Origin of the sequence: Thermosipho sp. 1074, from assembly GCF_001999655.1 — a bacterium.
GTDB lineage: Bacteria > Thermotogota > Thermotogae > Thermotogales > Fervidobacteriaceae > Thermosipho > Thermosipho affectus.
Genome location: NZ_LBEX01000015.1, coordinates 314,426 through 340,360, shown reverse-complemented (window position 1 = coordinate 340,360; position 25,935 = coordinate 314,426). Strand labels below are relative to the sequence as shown.

The window sequence follows — 25,935 nt, the reverse complement described above, 5'->3', positions numbered from 1 at the left end:
GTTTATCAAAAATAAAGTGGGCAAAATGCCCACTTTATTTTTACATATTGTTTACACAATATATACTTGTAAAAAGAAAAATATATGATAAAATTTAGGCGATGCTGAAGACGGTAGGTTAGATAATGGCTTGTGCCGCCTGCCCGAGGCAGAAGAGGAAGAGTTTCTTCCTTGTTTTTTGCCTCGGAGGTACCCGAGGTCGTTTATTTTTTTTAGGAGGTGACAGAATTGCTGACAAGAAAACAAAAAGAGCAACTTGTTGAAGAATTAAGCGATGTATTTGAAAAATCCTCGCTAATCCTTTTTTCAGATTATAAAGGATTAAACGTTGAGCAAATTACAAAACTAAGAAGAAATTTAAGAGAAAAATTAGCAGATGGTGCAAGGTACAGAGTTATCAAGAATAGTGTTGCGTATCTTGCATTAAAAAAGGCTGGATACAACGTAGAGGAAATCGAAGACGTTTTTTCGGGACCACTTGCAATACTATACGTTGAAGATGGTGACCCAATAGAAGCTATCAAGATTATCTACGATTTTTCAAAAGAAATGAAAGGACTCCCATCCTTTAAAGGTCTTTATTTAGATGGTAAATTCTTCGGAGCAGATGAAGTGGAAAATCTTTCCAAACTTCCATCCAAGGAACAGCTTCTTGCAATGGTTGTTAGTGGAGTACAAGGACCAATTAGAGGATTTGTTAACGTACTTTCAGGCACTCTTAAAAGCTTACTTTATGCTCTTAATGCTATTAAGGATAAAAAATCAGAATAATTCAGGAGGTGTTTATTCATGGAAAAATTAGAACAAATTGTAAATGAAATTGAACAATTAACAGTTGCAGAACTTGCAGAACTTGTAAAGATGTTAGAAGACAAATTCGGTGTAAGTGCTTCCGCACCAGTAATGGCAATGCCAGTCGCAGGTGCAGCTGCAAGTGGAGGTGCAGCAGCAGAAGAAAAAACAGAATTTGATGTAGTACTCAAGAGCTTCGGTGCAAAGAAGATTAACGTTATAAAAGTAGTAAGAGAAATCACAGGTCTTGGACTTAAAGAAGCAAAAGAATTAGTTGAAAAAGCAGGCACACCTGATGCTGTTATTAAACAAGGCATTAACAAAGACGAAGCAGAAGAAATCAAGAAAAAACTTGAAGAAGCTGGAGCAGAAGTAGAACTTAAATAATAGTAACATAAGTTTCTAAAAAGAAAAGATTTTGTATCAACCCCGTACACAGTATTGTGTAGGGGGTTTTTTTGTGTTTTAATATATAATTGGTGTAATTTTACCCCCCTAAATTTTTCTAACTGAGGTGATAGGATGAAAGAAATTAAAAGTGGAAAAAGGACCCGCTATTCATTTGGTAGGGTCCAAGCACCTATCCCAGTTCCCAACCTCGTGGAAATACAGACAAAATCTTACCAAGATTTCCTCGAGAATGGGATACTTAAGGTTCTCAAAAAATTCTCACCCATAACTTCATCAAAATCCGATCTAAGAAAAGAAAAGGGATTCTCCCTGGAATTTATCTCTGTAAGAATCGGAGAACCTCAAAACACTGTTCAAGAATGTAAAGAACGACTATTAACTTATACTGTTCCGGTTTATACAACAGTTCGTATAACTGATAACAGTACTAACGAAATGATTGAAGAAGAAGCATTTCTTGGCTATATTCCTTACATGACTCCAAGAACTACCTTCATAATCAACGGAGCAGAGAGGGTAGTTGTAAATCAATTAGTAAGAAGCCCTGGAATTTATTTTGTGGAAGAAGCCAAAAAAACTTCTGGGACAAGACCTATATACGTTGCCCACTTTTTACCAGTAAGAGGTGCTTGGCTTGAAATATTACTCAATTTAAACGATGAGGTATTCTACGCAAGAATTGATAGAAAAAGAAGGATAAATTTATTTTTACTCCTAAAAGCACTTGGATATGGAGATGACTTGGAATTACTATCGTTGTTCCCACATTGGATCGATGTTGAAGACGAATATACTTTATTACATTCAGAAGGACTTGTAATACTTGAAGATGTTAAAATGAAAAACGGCGAAATATTGGCAAAACGTGGAGATGTTATTACACAAGGACTTATTGAAAAACTCTCCAATTCAAATATCGAAAAGATTAAAGTTGCTCACAGATATGCGGTAAATACTTTAGAAAAATTAAAACATATGTATGGAGAAAATGTAGAAGAAAATAGAGCATATATAGAAATCTTCAGAAAATTAAGACCTGGTGAACTTCCAAGAATAAATGCCGCAAAAATATTCTTAAAAAACCTTTATTTCAACGAAGAAAGGTTTGAACTTTCAGAAGTCGGAAGATTCAAAATGAATAACAGACTCGAAGAAGCTTATAGAAAATACTTGATAGATGTCGAAGGAAAAAAACCCGAAGAAGTTGAAAATACTAAGTATACAGAAACTTCAAACGTTTTAACTCCAATGGACATCGTGCTTGCATCAAGAAATTTAATAGAAATAGACAAACACCCTGGAACTATGGATACAAAAGATCATCTAGGAAACAAAAGAGTAAGAACCGTTGGTGAACTTATAAGAATCGAATTTGAAAGGGCATTTTCAAAAGCTGTTTTCATGATTCAAGAAAAACTTGCAACATATACATCACTTGATAAAATTTCAGTACAAAGCTTAATTAACGTTAAATCAATTATTGCAACGATAAATTCATTTTTTGCAACAAATCCACTTTCACAATTTATGGATCAAACTAATCCACTTGCAGAATTAACACACAAAAGAAGGTTAACTGCCGTTGGACCTGGAGGTTTAAAAAGAGAACGCGCAAGATTCGAAGTACGTGACGTCCACCATTCCCATTATGGAAGAATGTGTCCTATTGAAACACCTGAAGGTGCAAACATAGGTCTTATTACCTCTTTATCAGTCTACTCTTCAATAGATAAATACGGATTTTTGATAACACCTTACGTTAAAGTAGTAAAAGGTAAAGTTACTAATGAGGTAGTCTATTTAACAGCAGATGAAGAAGAAAATTACAAAATAGCACCTTCAACAACTCCTGTTGATGAAAATGGAAATATCATTCCAGAAAATGTTACTGTAAGATACGAAGAAAAAGTACTTTACGTGAATAAAAACAACGTACAATTTTTAGATGTTGCTCCTAACCAGATCGTTAGTGTTTCCACTTCTTTAATTCCATTCCTAGAACACGACGACGCGAACAGAGCGCTAATGGGGTCTAATATGCAAAGACAAGGTGTTCCATTGATTGAAACTGAAGCACCTAGAGTAGGTACAGGAATGGAATGGAACGCTGCAAAGTATTCTGGTACTCTTATCCTTGCAAAACACGATGGAATAGTTAAAAAAGTAGATGCAAGAAAGATAATTATACACAGAATAGATAAAAATGGAAAAGAAATGTACGATTCTATGGGAAATCCAATTCTTGATATATACGAACTCATGAAATTCACAAGAACGAACCAAGATACTTGTATTAATCAAAGACCTATAGTTAATGTTGGAGAGTTTGTCAAAAAAGACGAACCAATAGCAGATGGTCCTGCAACAGATATGGGAGAGTTAGCCCTTGGAAAAAACGTACTTGTGGCTTTTGTACCTTGGGAAGGTTACAACTTTGAAGATGCTATTTTAATAAGTGAAGAACTTTTAGAAAAAGAAACGTATACTTCCATACATATTGAAGTGTATGAAACAACAGCAAGAGATACAAGACTTGGTCCTGAAGAAATAACACCTGATATTCCCAATGTTAGTAAGGAAAAACTGAGAAATTTGGATGAAGATGGTATTGTCAGAATAGGCGCATACGTACAGGAAACAGATATTTTAGTTGGTAAAGTAACACCAAAAAGTGAAAGTGATACAACCCCAGAAGAAAAAATAATAAGATCAGTTTTTGGAGAAAAAGGTAAAGAAGTAAAAGATACTTCGTTAAGGGTTCCACATGGAATAGAAGGAAGGGTAATTGCTGTTCACGTTTTTGATAAGGAAAAAGATGGAGATTTAGGCCCAGGTGTTAACAAATTAATAAGGGTATATGTTGCAATCAGGAAACCCCTTGAAGTCGGTGATAAATTAGCAGGAAGACATGGTAACAAAGGTGTCGTTTCAAAGATATTGCCAAAAGAGGATATGCCATTCTTACCAGATGGTACACCTGTACAAGTAGTATTAAGTCCTCTTGGTGTTCCATCACGTATGAATGTTGGACAAATACTAGAAACAAGTCTTGGATGGTTAGCAGTTCTAACAAATAGATGGTTTGCAACTCCCGTATTTGATGGTGCAAAAGAAAAAGATATCTTACCTGAGCTATATAAAGCAAGAAAAAAAATGGGACTTGAAGCAGGTGATAATGAAAAAAATCCGTCTGGAAAAGTAATTTTGCGCGATGGTAGAACTGGAAAAGAATTTGATCATCCTATCTTGGTAGGTTACATGTATGTAATGAAGCTCATTCACATAGCAAGGGATAAAATACATGCAAGATCCACAGGTCCATACTCACTTATTCACCAACAACCACTTGGCGGTAAGGCACAATTTGGCGGTCAAAGATTTGGTGAAATGGAAGTGTGGGCATTAGAAGCATATGGTGCTGCACACACTCTAAACGAGATGTTAACGGTAAAAAGTGACGATATCAGGGGAAGAAATGAAGTATACAAAGCAATAATGAAAGGGAACAATATACCAGAACCTGGTCTTCCTGAAAGTTTCAAAGTGCTTATAAGAGAACTAAGGGGAATCGCTCTAGATGTTAGAGTATACGATGAAGAAGGTAATGAGATAGATATTGAAAAGTTATAATGCCCCATAAGGAGGGAAAAAAATGGGTTCAACTTTTAAGAGAAAAATCGCTAAAGTTACCGTTAAAGTTGCTTCACCAGAAGTTATAAGAAGTTGGTCAAGTGGTGAAGTTAAAAAGCCCGAAACTATAAACTATAGAACATTCAAACCGGAAAAAGATGGTTTATTTTGTGAAAAAATATTTGGTCCAACAAAAGATTACGAATGTGCATGTGGAAAATATAAAGGAAAGAAATACGAAGGTACCGTGTGTGAAAGATGCGGAGTAAGGGTCGAATCAAAAGAAGCAAGAAGAAAAAGAATGGGACACATTGATTTATCTGCCCCAGTAGTTCATGTATGGTACTTAAAAAGTAGTCCAAGTATACTATCAGCGTTGCTTGATATTCAAGCAAAAGAACTTGAAAATGTCATATATTATGGTGGTAAAAGAATAATTGAAAAAATATTAATCGTTACTGATCCCAAAGATACAGATTTCATCAAAGGGTCACTTCTCTACCAAACAGAGTATGAGGTTTACAGTCAAAAGTTAGATTTCGAGGTAATGCCTGGAGTTATCATTAAGTCCCCTACTACCCCAGTTATATCGGATATATCAGGTGAAGTAAAAATAAGACACGAAAAAACTCATACAGATAGAGAAATCACCTGGGTTGATATAAGAAAAATTTCAAGAGCAGAGCACAGAGTGTATACAGGAATGGTTTTAAACGTGAAAAACGGTGATTACGTAAATCAAGGTGATGAAATTGTTTCTGAAATGCAAGTTGACCCAATATATGCCCCTTTTGATGGGACAATTGAAATAGATGAAATTTCAAATACTATAACTGTTAGACCTCTTACTACAAGTAAAGATATGCCTGTTACCTTTTCTTTACCATATGGCGTAAAACCCTTAATTTCAAACAGTAGTAAAGTAAAAAAAGGAGACCAATTAACTAATGGAACAGTTTTGCCTGCTGTTATTGCATCTGTAAGCGGGACAATAAGCTTTGGAAAAGAACTTAACATTAGACCTCTTGAAAATGGAAAATATGAAGTATTAACAAGCGGAAATGTATACGTTGAAAATATTGTAGAAGAAAAACATTATCCTTTGTTTGAAGGTGCCTTTGTTTACGTAAAAGATGGTGATGAAGTTTCAGAAGGTCAAACAATCGCAGATAGGTTTTTATTTGAAGATGAATATCTAACACTTGAAGAATATAAAATATTTGAACAACATTATCCTGCTATGTTTACCGCAGAATCAGAAGTGGAAAATGATAGACCCATAGTCGTAATTACGAAAATAGATGATGATGTTTCAGTTGAAACTAATTTAAAGGTTGGAGATATAATAACGGATCACCAATACGATGCATATAGAACGCTTTATGGAGAAAAGATAGAAGCAGAATCTGGAGCAGCTGCAATAAAGAAACTTCTTCAAAATTTAGATCTTGAAAAATTAAAAGCGGAAATAGAAGCAGAATTAAAGAGGCTTTCTAAAAGTAGTGGTAAAGCTAAAAAACTTCTAAAGAGATTAAAAATAGTAAAAGATTTATTAAAAAGCGGGACAAATCCCGAATGGATGGTTTTGGAAGCAATTCCTGTGGTACCACCTGATATTAGACCTATGATACAAGTTGAAGGTGGAAGATTTGCTACTACTGACTTAAATGACCTTTACAGAAGAGTTATTAACAGAAACAACAGGTTAAAAAAATTATACGAAATGAATTCACCGGAAATCATAGTCAAAAATGAAAAAAGAATGCTCCAAGAAGCTGTAGATAGTCTTATATACAACGGTAGAATGGGTAAAGCAGTTACAGATAGAAACGGAAGACCTCTAAAATCACTTACTGATCTTTTAAAAGGTAAAAAAGGAAGATTTAGAAGAAACCTTCTAGGTAAACGTGTAGATTATTCCGGACGTGCCGTTATCGTTGTAGGTCCACACCTAAAAATTCACGAATGTGGTCTTCCAAAGAAAATGGCTATGGAACTTTTCAAACCATTTGTCTTGGCAGAACTTTTAAACAAAGATGATGAAACAAGCAAAACAGCAAGAAAAATGAAAAAGGCAATAATTGAAAAAGAAATGCCTCAAGCATATGAAGTACTAGAAGAAATAATCAAAGGGCATCCGGTACTTCTCAACAGGGCACCTACATTACACAGAATGTCATTACAAGCATTTGAACCTAAACTAATCGAAGGTAACGCAATCCAGTTGCATCCTCTTGTTTGTCCGCCATTCAATGCAGACTTTGACGGCGACCAGATGGCAGTTCATGTACCTCTATCCGCTGCTGCACAAGCTGAAGCAAAATTCTTGATGCTCTCAAGGTACAATATAATTTCCCCGGCACACGGCAAACCTATATCCATGCCTGGAAAAGATATTGTAGCAGGTGTCTATTATTTAACAATGGTTGACAAAAATTTTGATGAAATTGAAAAGGAAAATATAAAATGGAAATTCTCTTCTATAGATGATGCAGAACTTGCATATGAATTTGGTTATATCAATCTCCACGATCCTATACTTGTTAAAGTTGATAATAAAGTTATTAAAACCACATATGGAAGGCTTGTATTTACAAATATTGTTCCAAAGGAATTTAGAGATTATAACAAAACATATGGAAAAGGTGCTATTAAAGATTTGGTTTATAAAACATTCAAAAAATATGGAGTTGATAGAACAGCAGATCTATTAGATGATATAAAAGATTTAGGATTTCACTATGCAACAATTTCTGGACTTACGGTAAGTATAACTGATTTTTACATTTCACCTGAAAGAAAAAAAATAATTGAAAATGCTAAAAAGAAAATCTCTGAAGTTGAAGAACTATTTGCTCTAGGATTCCTATCAGATGAAGAAAAATATAGAGAAACAATAAAAATATGGGCAGATGCGACAGAAAAAGTCCAAGAAGCTACATTCAAATATATAGGAAAGGATCCATTTAACCCAGTATACATAATGGTAGATTCAGGTGCAAGAGGTAACAAGGACCAACTCAAACAACTTGCAGGTATGCGCGGTCTTATGGCTGATCCATCTGGAAGAACTATTGAGATCCCAATTATCTCAAACTTTAGAGAAGGCCTTTCTGTGCTAGAATTCTTTATCAGTACCCATGGTGCCAGAAAAGGCTCAGCTGATACAGCATTAAGGACAAGTTCTGCAGGATACCTTACACGAAGACTTGTCGATGTTGCTCAATCAGTTGTTGTAACTACTACAGATTGTGGTACACAAAATGGTATAAGAGCAACTGTTCTAAAAAGCAGTGACGGATTAACAGTTGAAAAGCTAGAAAACTTCCTATTTGGAAGAGTTCTTGCAAAAGATGTATTTGATCCAAAGACAAATAACATACTTACAAATCCTGAAAATGGTAAACAGTACACAAGAAATACTATGATAGACGATGATGATGCAAAATTCTTAGGAAACTACTCGGTAAGAATTCCCGTATCAAGAGAAGTAGTACTTAATATTGAAAATCCAGAACTTCCTGAAAACTACTGTGAACTAATAGATGATTTCATATATGAAGACATACATTACGATGCCGGAACAGAAGTAAACTGGGATATCATAAGAAAAGCAAGAAATGCTGGCATAACAAGTTTAAAAGTTAAAGAGTATCCAATTGTTGGAAAAGTTTCAGTTGAAACAATTGTAAATCAAAAAGACATGAAACAATTAATAGTTGATGAAGAATTAATAATGCCAACAACCGCAAAAATATTAGAAGAAAACAACGTGAAATCCGTATTGGTAAGACCTGAAATAATTGTAAGATCTGTATTAACCTGTGAATCAGAACATGGCGTATGTTCAAAATGTTACGGTATGGACCTTTCAAATCACAAAATAATAGGAGTTGGTGAATCAGTAGGTGTAGTAGCTGCACAATCAATAGGAGAGCCAGGCACACAGCTTACAATGAGAACATTCCACACAGGTGGTATTGCCACTACTGCAGACATTACACAAGGTCTTCCGAGAGCAGAAGAACTATTCGAAGCTAGGAAGAAACTAAAAGAACCAGAAGGTGTATTCTCAAAAGTAAAAGGTTATGTAAAAGATATTGTTGAAGACGAAACTGGTAAGAAAAAAATCTATCTTGAAGATGAAGCGGGAGATATCCACGAATACGAAATTCCAACAAAGGTAAAAGTAGCAGTAAACAAAGGTCAAAAAGTACTTCCAGGACAATCTTTATCTACAGGCGCAATTAGACCTAGGAAGATACTTGAAACACTTGACGTTGATGCAACAGCTCTTTACTTGCTAAAAGAGATTAAAAAGGTCTACGTCGAACAAGGTGTGGATATTCACGATAAACACTTTGAGATTATAATAAAACAAATGCTCGACAAAGTTGAAGTTGTTGATCCAGGTGATACAGATTACTTACCTGGAGATCTTCTAAGACTTCAAACTGTAAAAAGAATAAATAGAGAATTACTCGAAGGAAATACACATGTGGAAACAAACAGAAAACGGGTAATAGGAAAGATATTACATCAACACCTAATAGCTGAAGATGAGAATGGTCAGATAGTTGAAATTGCTCCAGAAGGAGCAGAAGTCACCGAGGAAATACTTGAAAAAGCTATAAAGTTGGGAATAAAAGAAATTATTGTTCAAAATGGCGAAGGCGAAGTAATAAATTATCAAATTTTACCAAAAGAACCTATAAAATACAAGAGAAAATTACTTAGAATAACAAAAGCATCACTTGAAAGAGTTGGATGGTTAAGTGCAGCAAGTTTCCAACAAACACCTCAAGTCTTAACTGAAGCAGCTATTGAAGGTTCAGAAGATCTATTACTAGGTCTAAAAGAAAACGTAATTGTAGGACAACTAATACCTGCAGGAACTGGGTTGGACATGTTCGCAAATATACAAATTGAAGAAACACCTCGAATGGCTACTAAAGATAAAGAAAAAATGGCGTAAACAAATATCCCCCTCTTTAAAGAGGGGGATATTTGTTTGGATACCGAACAATATGGTATAATAATTATCGGAGGTGAGAAATATGGTATTATTAAAAAATGGCTCAATTTATCCTATAACAAAGAAACCATTTAAAGGGGATATTCTAATTGAAGATGGAGTTATAAAAGAAATTGGCGAAAACCTTGAAGTAAAAGGCGCAGAAGTTATTGATGTAAGTGGAAAATACATCTTCCCTGGATTTATTGACGCACATTCTCATATTGGAGTATTTGAAGAAGGTGTTGGAGAATTTTATTATCAAGATGGTAATGAATATTCAGATCCTTTAACTCCTCATGTTAGAGCATTAGATGCTTTCTATCCAGGTGACAGTGCTATAAAGCGGGCTCTTTCAGGGGGCGTTACAACGGTAATGGTAGTCCCAGGAAGCGCAAATCCTATAGGGGGGCAGGGTTTTATATTAAAGTTCAAATCTGACATTGTAGATGAAATGATTGTAAGACAACCTGCGGGATTAAAGATGGCATTTGGCGAAAATCCAAAAAGAGTATACGGTTCAAAAAACAAAATGCCAACAACAAGACTAGGTGTTGCAGCAATTATTAGAGAATATTTCTCGAAAGTAAAAGATTATATGAAAAAAAGGGAGGAAGACCCAAAGACCCCAATAGATTTTAAATTGGAAGCGGGAGTAAAAGTATTAAAAAAAGAAATTCCAGCAAGATGTCATGCACACAGAGCAGATGACATTGTTACTGCAATACGTATAGCTGAAGAATTTAATTTTGACATTGTTATTGAACACGCAACAGAAGGATATAAAATTGCAAAATTTTTAAAGCAAAAGAAAATCCCAGTTGTACTTGGACCTTTATTTGGATTTAGAACAAAATTAGAACTCACAGATTTAACATATGAAGCCATAAATATTATCAATGAACATGGAATTCTTGCTGCTTTAATGTGTGACCATCCCGTAATACATTTAGAACACACCAATATTCAAGCAGCTACTGCATTAAGATACGGTGCCAAAGAAGAAGATCTTTTAAAAATGCTAACCATTAACCCTGCCAAAATATTAAAAATAGATAACAAGGTAGGTTCACTTGAAGTTGGAAAAGATGCAGATATTGTAGTTTGGAATACCCATCCTTTTGATTTCAAAGCAAAAGCAGAAATGGTCTTCATAGAAGGAAAAATAGTTTACAAAGATTAAAACGGGAGAACACAATCTCCCGTTTATTTTATAAGTACATTTAAATTTTCTGTTCTCCCCTCACTTCCTATCAAACCTTTATCATATCACAAAATTTGTGGTAGAATATTATTATAGGGGTGAGTTAATGAAAAAATTAATCGTTGTATTTCTTCTGATTTATACTATCTTTTATTCCATAACTCTTTACACATATCCTCAAGATACTATTGCAAAGTTTTTAGATAAAGATGGAAATCTTAATGGTATAAGTTGTAAAATTATAGAAATACTCAACAAAAAGCTTTCAAACTACAACATTGAAATCGAATTTAAATCAAACGCACCCAAATCTCTTTCTGAAATTCTCTCCTCACTTGAAAATAACGAAATTCAAATATTTGTAGGGCTTTCCAAAACACAAGAAAGAATCAAAAAATTCAAATTTACAACTTTCCCACTCTGGAATACAAAGCTTTTAATAATTTCAAAAAAAGAAAAAACACTAACGGAAAAAAATAAAAAAATAGGACTAATAAATTCATCAAAAACGAAAACTTTATTCCAAAATATCTTTCCTAATTTAGCTATTAAATCTTATGAAAATATCCAACTTGCAATAAAGGATCTATTAAACGACGAAATAGACTATGTCGCATACAACGGCGGAATTTTAAATTATTATACAAAAATTTATTCTCTAAAAATCATCCCATTTGAATCTGAAAGATACAGACAATACATAGCATTTTCAAAAAATGTTGATAATCAAATAGTAAACATAATTAACAACGCTATAAAAGAATTATACAATTCCCATGAATATAACAATATATTCAAAGATTTTTCAGGTTTTTCACCTGGAAATAATGTATATTTTGCTCTAATTGACTGGCCACCGTACGAATACAAAGAAAATGGTGAATGGAAAGGTATCGACTATGAGTTACTCAAAGTTTCTCTCGAAAACTTAGGATTTAAACTAGTAACAAAAAAATATCCCTGGCAAAGATGTCTTAATTTAATAAAATCAAAAGCAATAGACGGAACTTTAACATTACGCAACACAGAAGAAAGAAGTAAATATATATATTTTACGAAAATTCCTATTAGCTATGGTATAGATGTTATTTTTTCAATAAAAAATAATAAAGAAAAAAAAATACTCGGTTATGTTAAAGGATACGCCTACAATGAAAAAATATTCAAAATGGGATACAAATTAGTTTCTGTTAATAATGATTTTAACGGTATGTTGCTGCTTTCAAAAAAGAGAATAGATTTATTTGTTTCAAATTTGTACGTTGGTTTGTTTTACGCAAAAGAATTAAATATAGATGTTGAATATTCCATTCCAATAGATTACTTTAAATATTACGTAGGTTTCTCAAAAAGTTACTTAGGAAAATTCTTATCAGAAAAAATTTCAGGTGTCCTTTTAAAATTTAGAAAAGATGGTACATATGAAAAAATATATCAAAAATACAATTTAATATTCCAGGAGGATAAAAATGGTAAATAAAAAATCTTTGACATTTTTGGTTGTTTTAATCACTGTTATTACAATATTTTTATATTTCTCTTTTTGGAAAAATCAAATTAATGAAAAACTAAAAATTTACACAAAATCCATTGAATATCCTCTTTGGCTTTTAGATAATGAAGAGCTGGAAAGAACGCTAAAACTAATCACAAATGACAGTGAAATACTTGGCGTTGAAATATTTAATTTTAACGGCAATAAATTAATTAAAAAAATAAAAAATCTACCAGTAATTTATCGTAATTACTCATTTCCTATTTATTTTGAAAATATCTTTATAGGAAATGTAATATTTTATGTATCCTATAAAAAAGTTATATTTACCTCTGCATATTTAATATTTATATCTGCACTCTTTTATATCATAGCTTTACTACTATTGAAAAATGTAAATATAAACGAAAAATTATTTGAAACAAATGAAGAGTTACTTGAAACCAATGAAGAACTTGAAGAAAATTTAAAAGAACTTGAAAGAACACAGCAATCTCTTGTCACTTCAGAGAAAATGGCGGCTATTGGAAAATTAATGGTAAGCATAGCCCATGATATAAACACTCCAATTGGTATTATATATTCTGCAGCAACTGAAATTGAAAATAGAATAAATGATGATGATCTAAAAGAACTTGTAAAAATAATTATTAAAAACTCCCAAAAAATATCAAATTTAATAAAGAGTCTAAAAAAAACAACATTTTACGAAATAACAAATGAAAAGTCTAAAATTAATATAAAAGAGTTTGTAGATGATATAATCACAACTATCTCACCAAAATTAAAAGAAAAAAATATAAAGATAATCAAAGATATAGATGATGTGTCTGTATATTCAAATCCAGGAGCAATCTCACAAATTTTGATTAATCTAATAGACAATGCAATCTTTCATGCCTTTGACAAAAAAAATAACAATATTATTACCATTTCCGCACATATAATCCCATCTAAAAAATTAGAAATAACCATAAAGGATAATGGTAAGGGAATAGATGAAAAAATTCAAAGAAAAATTTTCGAACCTTTTTATTCTACCAAAGAAAAAGGAAGTGGTTTAGGCTTAAGCATTGTGTACCACCTTGTGACAGAAATACTAAAAGGTGTTATTAATGTTGAAAGTAAAAAGTGTAAAGGAACTATTTTTAAAATAATTATTCCCGTAGAGGTGAAATAATGGATGAATGGAAAGTTTTACTTGTCGATGATGAAGAGGATATTCACGCTTTAACATCAATAATCTTAAAAGACATTAAATTTAAAAATAAACGTATAAAATTACTAAGTGCCTATTCTGCCAAACAAGCAAAAGAGTTATTAATAAAAGAAAAAGATGTTTCTCTTTCAATAATTGATATAGTAATGGAGAATGAAAACTCTGGACTTGAGTTAGTAAAATTTATTAGAGAAACTTTAAATAACCAAATTATGAGAATAGTAATAAGAACAGGTCAACCAGGATATGCTCCTCCACGTGATATCATATTAAAATACAACATCAATGACTATAGAGAAAAAAGTGAATTATCAAGCAACGGTCTTTTTACAATGGTCATTGCAAGGCTTAGGGAATACTCTGAAATAAAAAAGTTATATTCTCAAAAAAATTTATTAGAAAAATTCGATACTATAGATTCAAGTAAAATTGTGTCTATAAACGATTTAAAAAGGATTCTTGAGGATACTTTGAATACTTCGGTCGTTATAACAAAGGCTGAAACTGATAAAGATATAAAAAATAAAATATATTGGAAAGACAACAATAAAATTTTGTTTAAAATAAATAAAAGAAGTTATACAATAAACTTTTCAAACAATATGGATAACAGAGACTTATTCACCATTGCTTTTGAAAAATTAATTTTAGATCTTGAAAACAACATACTCTATAAAGAAAGAATTAATTCTTTATACCAACTCATATACATACTTTCTGAAATAACAGAAACTCGCTCACTGGAAACCGGGGAACATGTTAAAAGAGTTAGTACAATAACAAAACTCATATCAGAAAAAATATTTGATAACAAAGAACATATAGAAACTGTAAGTCTTGCTTCTATGCTTCATGATATAGGAAAAATAGCCATCCCTGATAAAATTTTAAATAAACCTAATAAGCTCTCAGATGAAGAATGGAAAATAATGAAAACTCATACTGAAATAGGATACAAAATTTTAAATTCTGTTGAAAATTCATTGTTCAAAATTGCCGCAAATATAGCCCTTTACCATCATGAAAATTGGGATGGAAGCGGCTATCCAAAAGGATTGAAAAATTCAGAGATTCCAATTGAATCACAAATTGTATCCATAGCCGATGTTTATGATGCACTAAGTAATGACAGAATATACAGAAAGGCATGGCCAAAAGAAAAAGTATTTAAATATATAAAGGAAAATTCTGGGAAAAAATTTAATCCAAAACTAGTAAAAATTTTCTTTGATTTATCTGATAAAATCAAGGAGCTTTAAATAAAGTTCCTCATAATCTTTAGCTTTTTTACAATTTACTTCTTTATACCTACCTTTATAGTCAAACAAGATAAAATCTACATTTGCATTTTTTGCACCTTCAAAATCCGTCTCTACATTGTCACCAACATATATAGAATTTTTCAAAGGTACATTTGAAAGCTCTTGTGCATAGTAAAAAATATCTGGATTTGGTTTTGGATTTCCGACTTTTTCCGATGTTAAAATAAATTCAAAAAATCTATCTAACCTTGCAAGTTTTGAACGTCTTTGTTGCACATATTCAACACCGTTAGTTAAAACAGCCATTTTCAATTGTAATTTTTTCAACTTTCCCAAAAATTCCTCTGCACCATCTATAAAAAATGCAGAATTTGAAAGACCCTCAAGGTAAATTTTTGCAATTTCATTATAATCCTTCAAAGATATACCTACATTTTCAAAAAATTCCCTAAATCTCTCAACAACTATAATTTCTTTCTCATATTTTCCCTCTGAAAAAAGCCTCCACCATTTTTCATTTATCGGTCTATAAATTTCTAAATATTCTTTTTTATACAAAACACCAATATGTTCAAACACTTTTCTTAAAGCATACTCCTCGGATTTATCAAAATCTAAAATAGTATTATCCAAATCAAAGTAAATCATTTTCTTCATTTTAATATTACTCCCTTCATATCGTTGGTGGAAAAATTGAAAGGAAACTTTACAGGTTTTCCTTCTAAAGCAGATTTATATATTGCAAGTACTATTTCTACCGCCTTCTTCCCATCTTCTCCTGATATATATGGTTTTCTATCTTTTTCTATTGCTTCGTAAAAGTCTTTGTATAACGGTATATGTCCAAATCCATATACCGTATCTGGATCAGGCAAATTCATAAAAGGATGTCCTTCTTCGCCCTTAAATCTCCACTCTTCTATCCTGTTTACCGCAAGTCCTCCTATCACCACTGTTCCTTTTTCTCCAAATATCCCTAATTTTTCATGTAAGTTCTTTGGATATATCGTTGTCGTACCTTCTATTATTCCTACTTTCCCGTCTTTAAATTTTACTATTGCTCCTCCAAAATCTTCTGCTTCTATATATGGATGATTAAAATTTTTAATTATTCCATATACTTCCTCTATCTCTCCTCCTAACATCCACTGCAACAAATCTATATTATGTGTGCATTGATTCATTAATGCACCTCCATCTTGAGCCCATGTTCCCCTCCAATTTGCTTGTTTGTAATATTCTTCATTCCTATTCCACCTTATTGTTGCAACTCCATAGTGTATCTTTCCAAATGCCCCTTCTTCTATTTTTTTTCTTAGTTCCTGTATTGGAGGATTAAATCTGTTTTGAAAACAAACACCCAATTTTAAGTTTTTTTCTTTCGAAAGCTCTATCATTTCACTTGCATGTTTTGTGGATAGTGCTATTGGCTTTTCCACAAGTACATGTTTGTTGTTTATTAATGCTTCCATCGTTATTTCATAGTGCTTTCCACTCTCTGCTGCTATCGCAACTGCATCTATATCTCCTCTTTTTAAGATTTTCACATAGTCTTTTTCAACCTCAGGCTTTCTACCTATCCTCTTTTCTATTATCTCTGCACACTTTTCTGCCCTTTCTCTTTCTATATCACAAAGTACAACTGTTTCAATTCTATCCGTGTTTTGAATCAATGCCTCTATATGTTTCTTTGTTCCTATCCTTCCGCATCCTATTAATGCCATTCTTAACATCTTTATTCCTCCTTAGCCCAAAGCTACATCAAGCGCAGCCATTAAAAAGAAGCCAATAATCAAAAAATAGGTAGATAACCTTTCGTTCCCCCTAAGATGTGTTTCAGGTATAACCTCATCACTGATTACAAAGATCATTGCTCCACCAGCAAAAGCCATCATGTATGGAAGTAATGACTGAGAAATACTTACAATACCAGCCCCAAGTAACCCACCAAAAATCTCAACTAGACCAGTCAAAAAAGAAACAAAAAAAGAAATTTTAATGGAATATCCAGCATTTAAAAGTGCAGCAGCAACTGCTGCTCCTTCAGGAATATTCTGAGCACCTATCGCAAATGCAATATTTAAAGCTTGATCGGAAAAAGCACTAACACCTACTGCCATTCCTTCAGGCAAATTATGAATGGTAATTGCAATTACAAAAAGCCATATCTTGCTTAGCCTCTTTAATTCTGCTCCCTCATGTCCTTTTAAAAAGTGTTCATGGGGTGAATACTTATCCATCAAATCAACTAAAATTGCTCCTAAGAAAAAACCAAATGCAAATCTCAAAAGACCTCCTAACTCTATTGATGGAGCAACCAGGCTAAATGCACTTGCGGCAAGCATTATACCAGCTGCCATTCCCAAAAGTGCGTCTATAAATTTTTCATTTACTCCTTTTCTAAAAAACAAAAATGGAATTGCACCGAGGGATGTTGCCATACCTGCGACTGAACTTAACAAAATTCCATAAAGGAAGCGATTCATCTTGCTAACCCCCTATATAGTTCTTTTTTTCTATTTAAAAAGTACGCATGTGAGATTCCTTTCTCTTCAAATCTAAAATAATCTAAAGTTTTTACGTCCACATCGTGATAAATTAACTGTTCTTTTTTTCTCGCACTAATAATTACATTACCATCTGGCCCTACTATTCTTGAACTACCTATAAAGTTCATTAAACCCTTTCCAGATGTAGAGGCCGTTACTAAAAATGCTCCGTTTTCCAATGCTCGCGCCTTTGTAGCAATATCATATATGTGTTTTCTCTCCCTTCCAAAAGCAAATGGTGCAAGTAAAACTTGCGCACCATTTATTGTCAAAATCCTGGATATCTCAGGGAATCCTATTTCATAGCATATTAATATACCAAACCTTACACCATCAAACTTAAAAACCAAAAACTTTTCCCCAGGATAAAAAACATCTTTTTCTTTTCTAAAAAGATGTGTTTTATCGTAAAATAAAACACCTTTTTTCTTTTTTACAACAAATACAGAATTTCTAATTTCTGAAAGTACTACTCGAGGTACGCCACCTACTATAGCTATATTGTACTTTCTAGAAAGCCATATTAACTCTTCTTCTTTTTCTTTGAAAAATTTCACAGAAGAAAGCAAGATATCTTTATCATACGTGTATCCCGAAATAGATAACTCCGGAAACAATATCAATCTTATTCCCAATTTTCCGGCTTCTTCTATAAATTGTACATGTTTTAAATAATTATATTCAAATTTTCCAGGTTTAGGTTCAAATTGGGCTGCTGCTATTAACATTTGCAACCCTCCTTGCAAGTTCTTCTTGTTTCAACCAATACCCATCAAGATAGCCCTGTGAAGTTAATAATCCGAGAAATTTATAATGTTTTTTGGTTAGTCTTCCAGGTCCTACATTTGCAAGTGGCGTACCCGGAAGAGGCATAAAAGTATGTGCATGTACCTTTGCATCGTATTTCTTAACTATTTTTTTTATAAACTCAAACGTCTCTTCCACATCTTTCTCGGTTTCAAATGGGAAACCAAAAATAAAATCTACTCTTGGTATAAAACCAAATTCCTTTAACAAATCTAAAGCACGTTCTATCTCATCTAAATTATGCCCTCTGCGTATCCTTTTCAATACATCTTCACTTCCGCTCTGCGCTCCTATAACAATATACTTGTTGTTCACATATTTTTTTATAACTTTCAAAATCTCTCTACTTACACTTTCAGGTCTTACATCTGACGGAAAAGTCCCAAAATAAATCTCTTCAACACCTATTTTTTTCAAATTGTATAAGAGATCATCAACTACTTCCACATTTGGCGTTATCCCATTTTTACTACCATACCCAAATGAATTTGGTGAAATAAACCTTGCAATTTTTCTGCCGTTTTTCACTCCAAGTTTAGAATATTCCACTATCTGTTCCACAGGTCTATGCCTAACTATCTTCCCGGCAAGTCTAGGAGTTTGACAATATCCACATGAAAATGGACAACCACGTGTTATTTCAATAGGCATATATAAATTCTTTTGCGGACAAAAAGGAGGATATTTTGAAAGATCAACTCTATTTTTTACACCATCAAATATGCGATTTTTTGGAAAAAAACCATCCAAAAATCTCCTTATATTTTCCTCACCATCACCTGTAAAAACATAATCAATACCTATATCTAAAAGTTGCGTAGGATTTGCCGTTGCATGTGGTCCTCCGGCAATAACCATGTAACCCTTTTCTTTTAATATTCTCACTTCGGATATTACATTTTTAAGGTCAAAACTCATGAAAGAATAGAGGACAACTGTCCCCTCTCTAGAAAAAGAAAAAATATCATCAAAATTCCTTATCTCATACATTTTCACAATTTTTTTGTAAGAATAGATAGATGCAACAAGTGCAGTAATACTGTATCTATTTGTCTGTGTGTATCTAAATAATATTCTTTTTAACTCCACAAGGCCTCATCAACCTCTTCTAAAGTCTTAGCTATCACAAAAACATGACCACTATCCATAATCAAAATAGTTTTTGACTCTTCACCAAAAGTCATGTTAACAATTCTCCCATCAACTTTATTCATTCCCCTTAATCTCCTAGCAACGGTTGAAGAAACAGGCAATATTGCAATAATTCTATTTCTTGGAATAAATAAGTTTTTGGAAATTTTAATCACTTGCTTCACAATTCCCCCCCTAAACATTAAATCTTATGGTAAGAATATCTCCGTCCTCAACTATGTAATCTTTACCAACTAATTTCATTAATCCCTTTTCTTTTACTTCTTTTTCACTACCATAATTTATTAAATCTTCATATTTTATAACTTCTGCTTTAATAAATCCTCTAGCAAGATCCGTATGGATAACTCCTGCCGCTTCAACGGCGCTACTTCCTTTTTTTAAAGTCCAAGCTCTAACTTCATCTGGACCTACCGTGAAAAATGAAATAAGGCCAAGTTGCTCATATACAACCCTAGAAAGTCTTTCTATACCACTTTCTTCTATTCCCAAATCTTTCAAAAATTCCTGACGTTCTTCCTCGTTAAGCTCCTGTATCTCTTTTTCCATCAATCCACATAATTCTATATACGCAAAATTATAATCTTTCACTAAATCTAAAACTCTTTCTTTTTCAGGATACTTTCCTTTTGTAAATTGATCCTCATCTAAATTTACAGCAATAATTATTGGTCTCAACGTAACTAAAGAATAACTTGAAATCATCTTCTTTTGTTCTTCAGTTAATTCATGCTTAGATAAAAATTCTTCATTTTCTAAAACTTCCCTCAATTCCTTTAAAAGTTTTAGTTCTATTTCTTCTCTGTTGTCTAATTTTCTTTTTGAGTTCTCAAGTTTTTCAATTCTATTCACAACTATTTCAAGGTCTCTAAAGATAAATTCGTCTAGGGCTACTCTCAACTGCTTATAGGCATTTTCCTCTGGGAAAAGCACATTTTCATTTTCAAAAGCCCTTAAAACTAAAAGTAACGCATCTGCACTTTGAACCATATTAAAGACTTGTGTTCTACTCTTTTTATCAGAAGGATCAAGTGAAGGTGTATCATAAAATTCTAAAGTAGCGTATGTGGTTTTTTTGGGATTATACATATTTGAAAGTAGTTCAACCCTTTTATCATAAACCTTTGCCACACCTTTCTGATGAACAGGCGAATAAGGATCAACATCAATACCAGTTAACAAAGAAAAAATTGTAGTTTTACCAGATTGTGGAAGCCCTATAATTCCTATCTTCAAGATTTTCCTGTTACCAAATTTACCTTGGTAACAGACACACCTCCTTTCATATTTCCCTAAAAACTTTCTTCAATTTAAATATCTTTCCCTTTGGATAATTCTTTTCAATAAATTTTGAACTTCTTTCTGCCCTTGCAACAGCAATTAATTCTCCTTCACACAATAACATAACATCTTGCTCTTTTGGAAAATCATCAAATATTGTTTTTAGAAAATCCATTGTCGGTTGAATTCCGTTGAAGATTTTTTCCACAGAATCCTTGTAAACTTCAACCTTTGGCAAATTTAAAACCTTTTCAACATTTAACATATTTTTTAGTAGTTTGTCTTTTCCTGTTTCAAATGGATTTATAGAATTTTTCAATTCAAAATCTCCAACGCTTATTCTCACTAATTCCTCCGCCGTTGCACCACATCCAAGTTTATAACCTATATCCATACATAAACTTCTTATATACGTTCCTTTTGAAACTTCCACTTCAAGTGTTACATGTGGTATATTTATTTTGATGTTTTCTATCGAATATATTTCTACTTCAACAGGTGGAAGAGAAATTATTTTTCCTTTTCGTGCAAGTTTGTAAAGCCTTTCACCTTTATACTTTTTTGCAGAATATGCAGGGGGAACTTGCTTGTACCTTCCCTTAAATGATTTTATTGTCTCTATTATCTCTTCTTCTGCTTTATCACATACCCTTTCTTCGACAACTTCACCTGTTATATCAAAAGTTTCCGTTGTAATCCCAAGAAGTATCTTTACAAAATACTTTTTTCTCTCTACTTGCAAATATTCTAAGAGTCTTGTTGCACTTCCTATTCCAACCACCAAAACTCCCTCTGCAAAGGGATCTAATGTTCCTGCATGTCCTACTCTTCTTGTACCTAATTTTTTTCTTATTTCATCTATAACGTCATGCGAAGTAACACCTTTTGGTTTGTACACGTTTAAAAAGCCCATCATATCAGTAATTCTCCAGAAATCTCACATCATTTCTTATAAAATCTCTTATATCTTTAATACCGTATTTTACCATTGCAATCCTCTCAAGTCCAAGCCCAAAGGCAAATCCAGACCAAGTTTCTGGATCATACCCCACATTCCTAAATACATTTGGATCCACCATCCCTGCACCTAATATTTCGAGCCAATTACCTTGAAACCACACGTCTACTTCATAACTTGGTTCTGTAAATGGGAAGAAGCTAGGTTTCAACCTAACTTTGGCAGACTCTCCAAAAACTCTTCTTGCCATTTCCTCTAAAGTGTATTTTAAATGTCTAACGGTAACATTTTTATCCACATAAAGCCCCTCCATCTGGGTAAACATTGGAAGGTGAGTTGAATCATAATCCCTTCTAAAAACCCTTCCCGGTGAAATTATAGCAAGCGGTGGTTTTCTTTCAAGCATAGTCCTTATTTGTATAGGTGATGTATGAGTTCTAAGTAACGTTTTTTCGTCAAAATAAAATGAATCTTGAGCATCCCTTGCAGGATGCCATTCTGGAGTATTTAAAGCATCAAAATTATGCCATGTATCTTCTACCTCAGGACCTTCAACCACTTCAAATCCCATGGAAATAAATATATCTTCAAGTTCCCTTTGAACCTTCGTTAATATATGCAAATGACCTTTATCCCTTTTTGCACCTGGTAATGTTACATCCACTCTAATTTTTTCAAACTTTTTAATCTTTTCATTTTTCCTTATCTCCTCCATCTTTTCATTTAATAATTTCTCTATTTCATTTCTTACTTTATTGATAACCGCACCAAATTTTGGTTTTTCTTCCTGTGGAAGTTTTTTTAATTTTTTCATTTCCAAAGTAACAAGACCTTTTTTTCCCAAATATTTGATTCTTATATTGTTTAAAGAAGCCATATCGTTAGCAGAAGATATCTCATCTTTAGCTTCTATCAAAAGTTCTTTTACTTCTTTCATTAAAACACCTCCAAATTTAACTTATATGAAACGAAATTCAATAGTAATTATAACATACATATGCTATTATTAAAACAAAATAAGGAGGTGAAAATAATGGATGCAATCGAATTGAGGCATCTTTTACACCAAAATCCAGAAGTCTCTTTTAGAGAATTTGAAACGCAAAAAATATTACTAGATGCATTAAAATCGTTAAATGACAATAGATTAAAAATTTATAAAATTGCCGGTACAGGTGTGATTGCACTATATGAGGTTGAAAAAGATAAACCGTTTATAATCTACCGTGCGGATATAGATGGACTTCCCATATATGAAAAAACAAATTGGGAATTTTCATCAAAAAATTCCAACATGCACGCTTGTGGTCATGATATACACATGGCAATCGCATTTGATTTAATTAAGAAAATTTTAAAATACAATCTAAAACAAAACTTTGCCTTTATTTTTCAACCCGGAGAAGAAACGGGCGCAGGTGCAAGATATGTTTTAGATGAAATAGAACAACTTCCAGTAAAATACGCTATTGCATTGCACGTAACAGACGAACACGATTTTAAAACCATTGCCACAACAAATGGGATACTTTTCGCAGCTGCAACAGAAATAGATATTGTTTTTCAAGGGAAACCTTCCCACATAGCCTTCTACGATAAAGGAATAGACTCGATAAAAATGGCTACATTTTTTCTAAGTAAATTTTACTCTACAAAATTTGAAAATTCATTAGTTGGTTTTGGAAAAATAGTTGGTGGAAATGCAAGAAATATCGTTTCACCTGAAACAACCTTGATGGGAAGTATAAGAAGTATATCCGTTCAAAATACCGAAAAAATAATTAACACATTAGCACAATTAGCACAAGAAGTAACAGAGAAAACAAATGGAAGTTTTTATATAGAAAAAGGCAGTCAATATCCTCCTGTTGTAGTAAATAAAGAATTGTACGAAAAATTTAAAGACTTCTTGGCCGAAAAAGAAATAAACTTTGTAGATTGCGGTATGAAATTCACCGGAGAGGATTTTGGATATTTTTCACAAGAATTTCCATCGCTTATGTTCTGGGTAGGTACGAGAACAGGTGAAAAATATGGACTTCACCATCCACAATTTCTTCCTAAAGATGATGTTATTCCTTACTATTCAAATGTTATTTTTGAATTTTTTAAGGAGTTGGTATAGTGAAAAAATTAATAGAAAAATATGGCACTCCACTTTACATATACTATGAAGAAGTAATAGAAAACAGGATAAAAAAAGTAAAAGAAGTATTTAAAAACGTAAATTTTTTCCCGACATTTGCCGTTAAGGCAAATAACAATCCAAATTTACTAAAAATAATACACAAAAACGGATTTGGAATGGATATTTTAGGAGAAGGAGAACTTTACGCTTGTAAACTTGCAGGTATTCCTGGAGATAAAATTGTCTGGAATGGAAATGGAAAAACAACAAAACAAAAAGAAAAAATGAAAGAATATGGTGTAAAATATGTAAATATCGATAGTGTTGAAGAATTTGAAAATCTCTGGAAAAATGATGACGAGTTTACTTTATTTTTACGTGTAAATCCAGATATCGATGCAAAAACACACCCATATATTTCAACAGGACTTAAAAACCACAAATTTGGTGTTTCTTTTGACTTAGCAGAAAAAATACTTAAAACCGGAAAAATACAAGGCTTACACATACACATTGGTTCTCAAATCACAACAATTGAACCATTTAAAGAAGCTATCGAAAAAACATTAGAACTTGCACAAAAATATAACATAAATAAAATTAATATAGGTGGAGGTTGGGGAATTAAATACAAGAAAGAAGAAAATGAACTAAACCTTGAAAAATACAAAAAAGAAATCATACCTATTTTGACAAATTTTGAAATGGTAATAAACGAAATTGGAAGGTTTATAATCGCTCCAGCAGGTATTTTGGCAATCAAAGTTATACTAGTAAAAGAAACAGAAAACAAGAATTTTGTAGTAACGGAAAGTGGTATGAATCATTTAATTAGACCTGCATTATATAACGCATACCATGAAATAGAGGTATTAAACAACCAAGAAGATAACATAACTGCAGATGTGGTTGGTCCATTATGCGAATCTGGAGATTTTCTTGCTAAAAACAGGAAAATAAAAAAGCCAAACCCCGGTGATATTTTAATTGTTAAGAACGTAGGGGCATATGGATATTCAATGGCAAATAACTATAATGGGACAACCAGACCTGTGGAAATATTGATAAAAAAAGACGGAAAAGACTTGATCATAAGAAAAGGTGAAGAGATTTCCGACTTGTATAAAAATGTAATTATATAGAAATGGGGCAAATATTTGCCCCATTTTTTAACCAATATACTCCACTTCTTCTTCATCTTCACCCTCAAGTGCAAATTTTAAAGACTCAATTGCAACCTCAATTTGTGATCCATCCGGTTCTGCTGTAGTGAGTTTTTGCAAAAGAAGCCCAGGAAAAGCCAAAAATCTCAAAAACTTTACCTTATCAAATAACTTTAAAAGCTCATATGAAACCGAAGCAATTATCGGAATAAAAACAATTCTAACAACTATCCTTTCAAGCCATGTCAAAGGTCTGTATATTCCAAACAAACTAAATAATATTATGGCAACAATAAAAAAAATCATTACAAAATTCGTGCCACATCTTGGATGAATAGTAGAATATTTTTTTACATTTTCAACTGTTAATTCTTCATTATTTTCATACGCATGTATAGTTTTATGTTCTGCTCCATGGTATTGAAAAACCCTTTTTACATCTTTCATAAACGAAATTATCCACACATACAAAAGGAAAAATCCCAACCTTATAAACCCATCTATCACTGAAAATAAAAATTCATCATTGTTTATTCCTATCAATCCTGTTAAATAGACGGGGAGCATAACAAAAAATCCTATTCCCAAAACAATTGCAAGAAAAATAGAAAAAAATGTCTCAGACTTTTTCATTTCCTCACCTGTTGCTATTTCCGCTGACCTATCTAAACCCTTCAATCCAAAGTACATTGAGTAAAAAAGACTAAATAACCCCCTCAAAAATGGAACTTTTAGTATCTTTTTGTTTTTTATCTTTCCAATCTCCTCCTTAACTATTTCCCCAGATTCATTCCTAACGGCTATAACTATTTTTTTACCCATCATTAGGACACCCTCTATTATCGCCTGTCCTCCTACTTTCATATCATT

General features: G+C 32.6%; 20 protein-coding genes. 10 read left to right on the top strand and 10 right to left on the bottom strand.

Annotation, left to right across the window (positions count from 1 at the left end):
- Positions 1 to 228 precede the first annotated feature (228 nt).
- The 8 genes from rplJ (at position 229) to XO08_RS05885 (ending at position 15,024) form a co-directional block, all read left to right on the top strand.
- On the top strand, positions 229 to 771 hold the full coding sequence (gene rplJ / locus XO08_RS05920) for a 50S ribosomal protein L10 (protein ID WP_075666093.1): 543 nt from the start codon (positions 229 to 231) through the stop codon (positions 769 to 771).
- A gap of 18 nt (positions 772 to 789) precedes the next feature.
- Entirely contained in the window at positions 790 to 1,179 is a 390-nt protein-coding gene (gene rplL / locus XO08_RS05915) for a 50S ribosomal protein L7/L12 (protein WP_075666092.1), read from the top strand.
- A gap of 135 nt (positions 1,180 to 1,314) precedes the next feature.
- Positions 1,315 to 4,833: a DNA-directed RNA polymerase subunit beta gene (locus XO08_RS05910; RefSeq protein ID WP_075666091.1), complete on the top strand. Its 3,519-nt coding sequence runs from the start codon at positions 1,315 to 1,317 to the stop codon at positions 4,831 to 4,833.
- Positions 4,834 to 4,855: 22 nt separating this feature from the next.
- Positions 4,856 to 9,808 carry a DNA-directed RNA polymerase subunit beta' gene (locus XO08_RS05905; protein WP_077287593.1) on the top strand — a complete coding sequence of 1,651 codons (4,953 nt, stop codon included), beginning with the start codon at positions 4,856 to 4,858 and terminating at the stop codon, positions 9,806 to 9,808.
- An 82-nt stretch (positions 9,809 to 9,890) separates the two neighbouring features.
- On the top strand, positions 9,891 to 11,030 hold the full coding sequence (locus XO08_RS05900) for an amidohydrolase (protein WP_077287591.1): 1,140 nt from the start codon (positions 9,891 to 9,893) through the stop codon (positions 11,028 to 11,030).
- A 127-nt stretch (positions 11,031 to 11,157) separates the two neighbouring features.
- Entirely contained in the window at positions 11,158 to 12,531 is a 1,374-nt protein-coding gene (locus tag XO08_RS05895; protein WP_077287589.1) for an ABC transporter substrate-binding protein, read from the top strand.
- Entirely contained in the window at positions 12,521 to 13,726 is a 1,206-nt protein-coding gene (locus tag XO08_RS05890) for a sensor histidine kinase (RefSeq protein ID WP_077287587.1), read from the top strand. The genes XO08_RS05895 and XO08_RS05890 overlap by 11 nt, the downstream gene beginning before the upstream one ends.
- Entirely contained in the window at positions 13,726 to 15,024 is a 1,299-nt protein-coding gene (locus tag XO08_RS05885; RefSeq protein WP_075666087.1) for an HD domain-containing phosphohydrolase, read from the top strand. Before XO08_RS05890 ends, XO08_RS05885 begins: the two co-directional genes overlap by 1 nt.
- On the opposite strand, the gene XO08_RS05880 is transcribed toward XO08_RS05885, so the two are convergent.
- Genes XO08_RS05880 through pheS form a run of 9 tightly spaced genes read right to left on the bottom strand, consistent with a single transcriptional unit; the run spans position 14,998 to position 22,711 of the window.
- Positions 14,998 to 15,684 carry a YjjG family noncanonical pyrimidine nucleotidase gene (locus XO08_RS05880; RefSeq protein WP_075666086.1) on the bottom strand — a complete coding sequence of 229 codons (687 nt, stop codon included), beginning with the start codon at positions 15,682 to 15,684 and terminating at the stop codon, positions 14,998 to 15,000. The genes XO08_RS05885 and XO08_RS05880 overlap by 27 nt on opposite strands.
- Positions 15,681 to 16,760 carry a Gfo/Idh/MocA family protein gene (locus XO08_RS05875; RefSeq protein ID WP_077287585.1) on the bottom strand — a complete coding sequence of 360 codons (1,080 nt, stop codon included), beginning with the start codon at positions 16,758 to 16,760 and terminating at the stop codon, positions 15,681 to 15,683. Before XO08_RS05875 ends, XO08_RS05880 begins: the two co-directional genes overlap by 4 nt.
- A gap of 12 nt (positions 16,761 to 16,772) precedes the next feature.
- The gene (locus XO08_RS05870) at positions 16,773 to 17,513 is read right to left on the bottom strand and encodes a ZIP family metal transporter (protein WP_075666084.1); all 741 of its coding nucleotides are present in this window, start codon (positions 17,511 to 17,513) and stop codon (positions 16,773 to 16,775) included.
- A complete protein-coding gene (locus XO08_RS05865) occupies positions 17,510 to 18,304 on the bottom strand; it encodes a carbon-nitrogen hydrolase family protein (protein WP_075666083.1) in 795 nt (264 codons plus the stop codon). The genes XO08_RS05870 and XO08_RS05865 overlap by 4 nt, the downstream gene beginning before the upstream one ends.
- Complete coding sequence (locus XO08_RS05860) at positions 18,279 to 19,472, bottom strand: TIGR04013 family B12-binding domain/radical SAM domain-containing protein (RefSeq protein WP_077287583.1); 1,194 nt, start codon at positions 19,470 to 19,472, stop codon at positions 18,279 to 18,281. Before XO08_RS05860 ends, XO08_RS05865 begins: the two co-directional genes overlap by 26 nt.
- Entirely contained in the window at positions 19,463 to 19,699 is a 237-nt protein-coding gene (locus XO08_RS05855; RefSeq protein WP_077287581.1) for a DUF370 domain-containing protein, read from the bottom strand. The genes XO08_RS05860 and XO08_RS05855 overlap by 10 nt, the downstream gene beginning before the upstream one ends.
- Before the next feature lie 10 nt (positions 19,700 to 19,709).
- Complete coding sequence (ychF, locus tag XO08_RS05850; RefSeq protein ID WP_075666081.1) at positions 19,710 to 20,771, bottom strand: redox-regulated ATPase YchF; 1,062 nt, start codon at positions 20,769 to 20,771, stop codon at positions 19,710 to 19,712.
- A 46-nt stretch (positions 20,772 to 20,817) separates the two neighbouring features.
- On the bottom strand, positions 20,818 to 21,732 hold the full coding sequence (gene truB / locus XO08_RS05845) for a tRNA pseudouridine(55) synthase TruB (protein ID WP_075666080.1): 915 nt from the start codon (positions 21,730 to 21,732) through the stop codon (positions 20,818 to 20,820).
- 1 nt (position 21,733) lies between these two features.
- Entirely contained in the window at positions 21,734 to 22,711 is a 978-nt protein-coding gene (gene pheS / locus XO08_RS05840) for a phenylalanine--tRNA ligase subunit alpha (protein ID WP_075666079.1), read from the bottom strand.
- Between the two features lie 96 nt (positions 22,712 to 22,807).
- Here pheS and XO08_RS05835 point away from each other — a divergent pair, with 96 nt between their 5' ends.
- Positions 22,808 to 23,899 carry a M20 family metallopeptidase gene (locus XO08_RS05835; protein ID WP_077287579.1) on the top strand — a complete coding sequence of 364 codons (1,092 nt, stop codon included), beginning with the start codon at positions 22,808 to 22,810 and terminating at the stop codon, positions 23,897 to 23,899.
- Complete coding sequence (gene lysA, locus XO08_RS05830; protein ID WP_369819314.1) at positions 23,896 to 25,044, top strand: diaminopimelate decarboxylase; 1,149 nt, start codon at positions 23,896 to 23,898, stop codon at positions 25,042 to 25,044. Before XO08_RS05835 ends, lysA begins: the two co-directional genes overlap by 4 nt.
- Positions 25,045 to 25,071: 27 nt before the next feature.
- Here the strand turns inward: lysA and XO08_RS05825 are convergent, their stop codons facing one another.
- Positions 25,072 to 25,929, bottom strand: a complete 858-nt coding sequence (locus XO08_RS05825; protein ID WP_075666076.1) for a DUF1385 domain-containing protein — start codon at positions 25,927 to 25,929, stop codon at positions 25,072 to 25,074.
- Between the last annotated feature and the right edge of the window lie 6 nt (positions 25,930 to 25,935).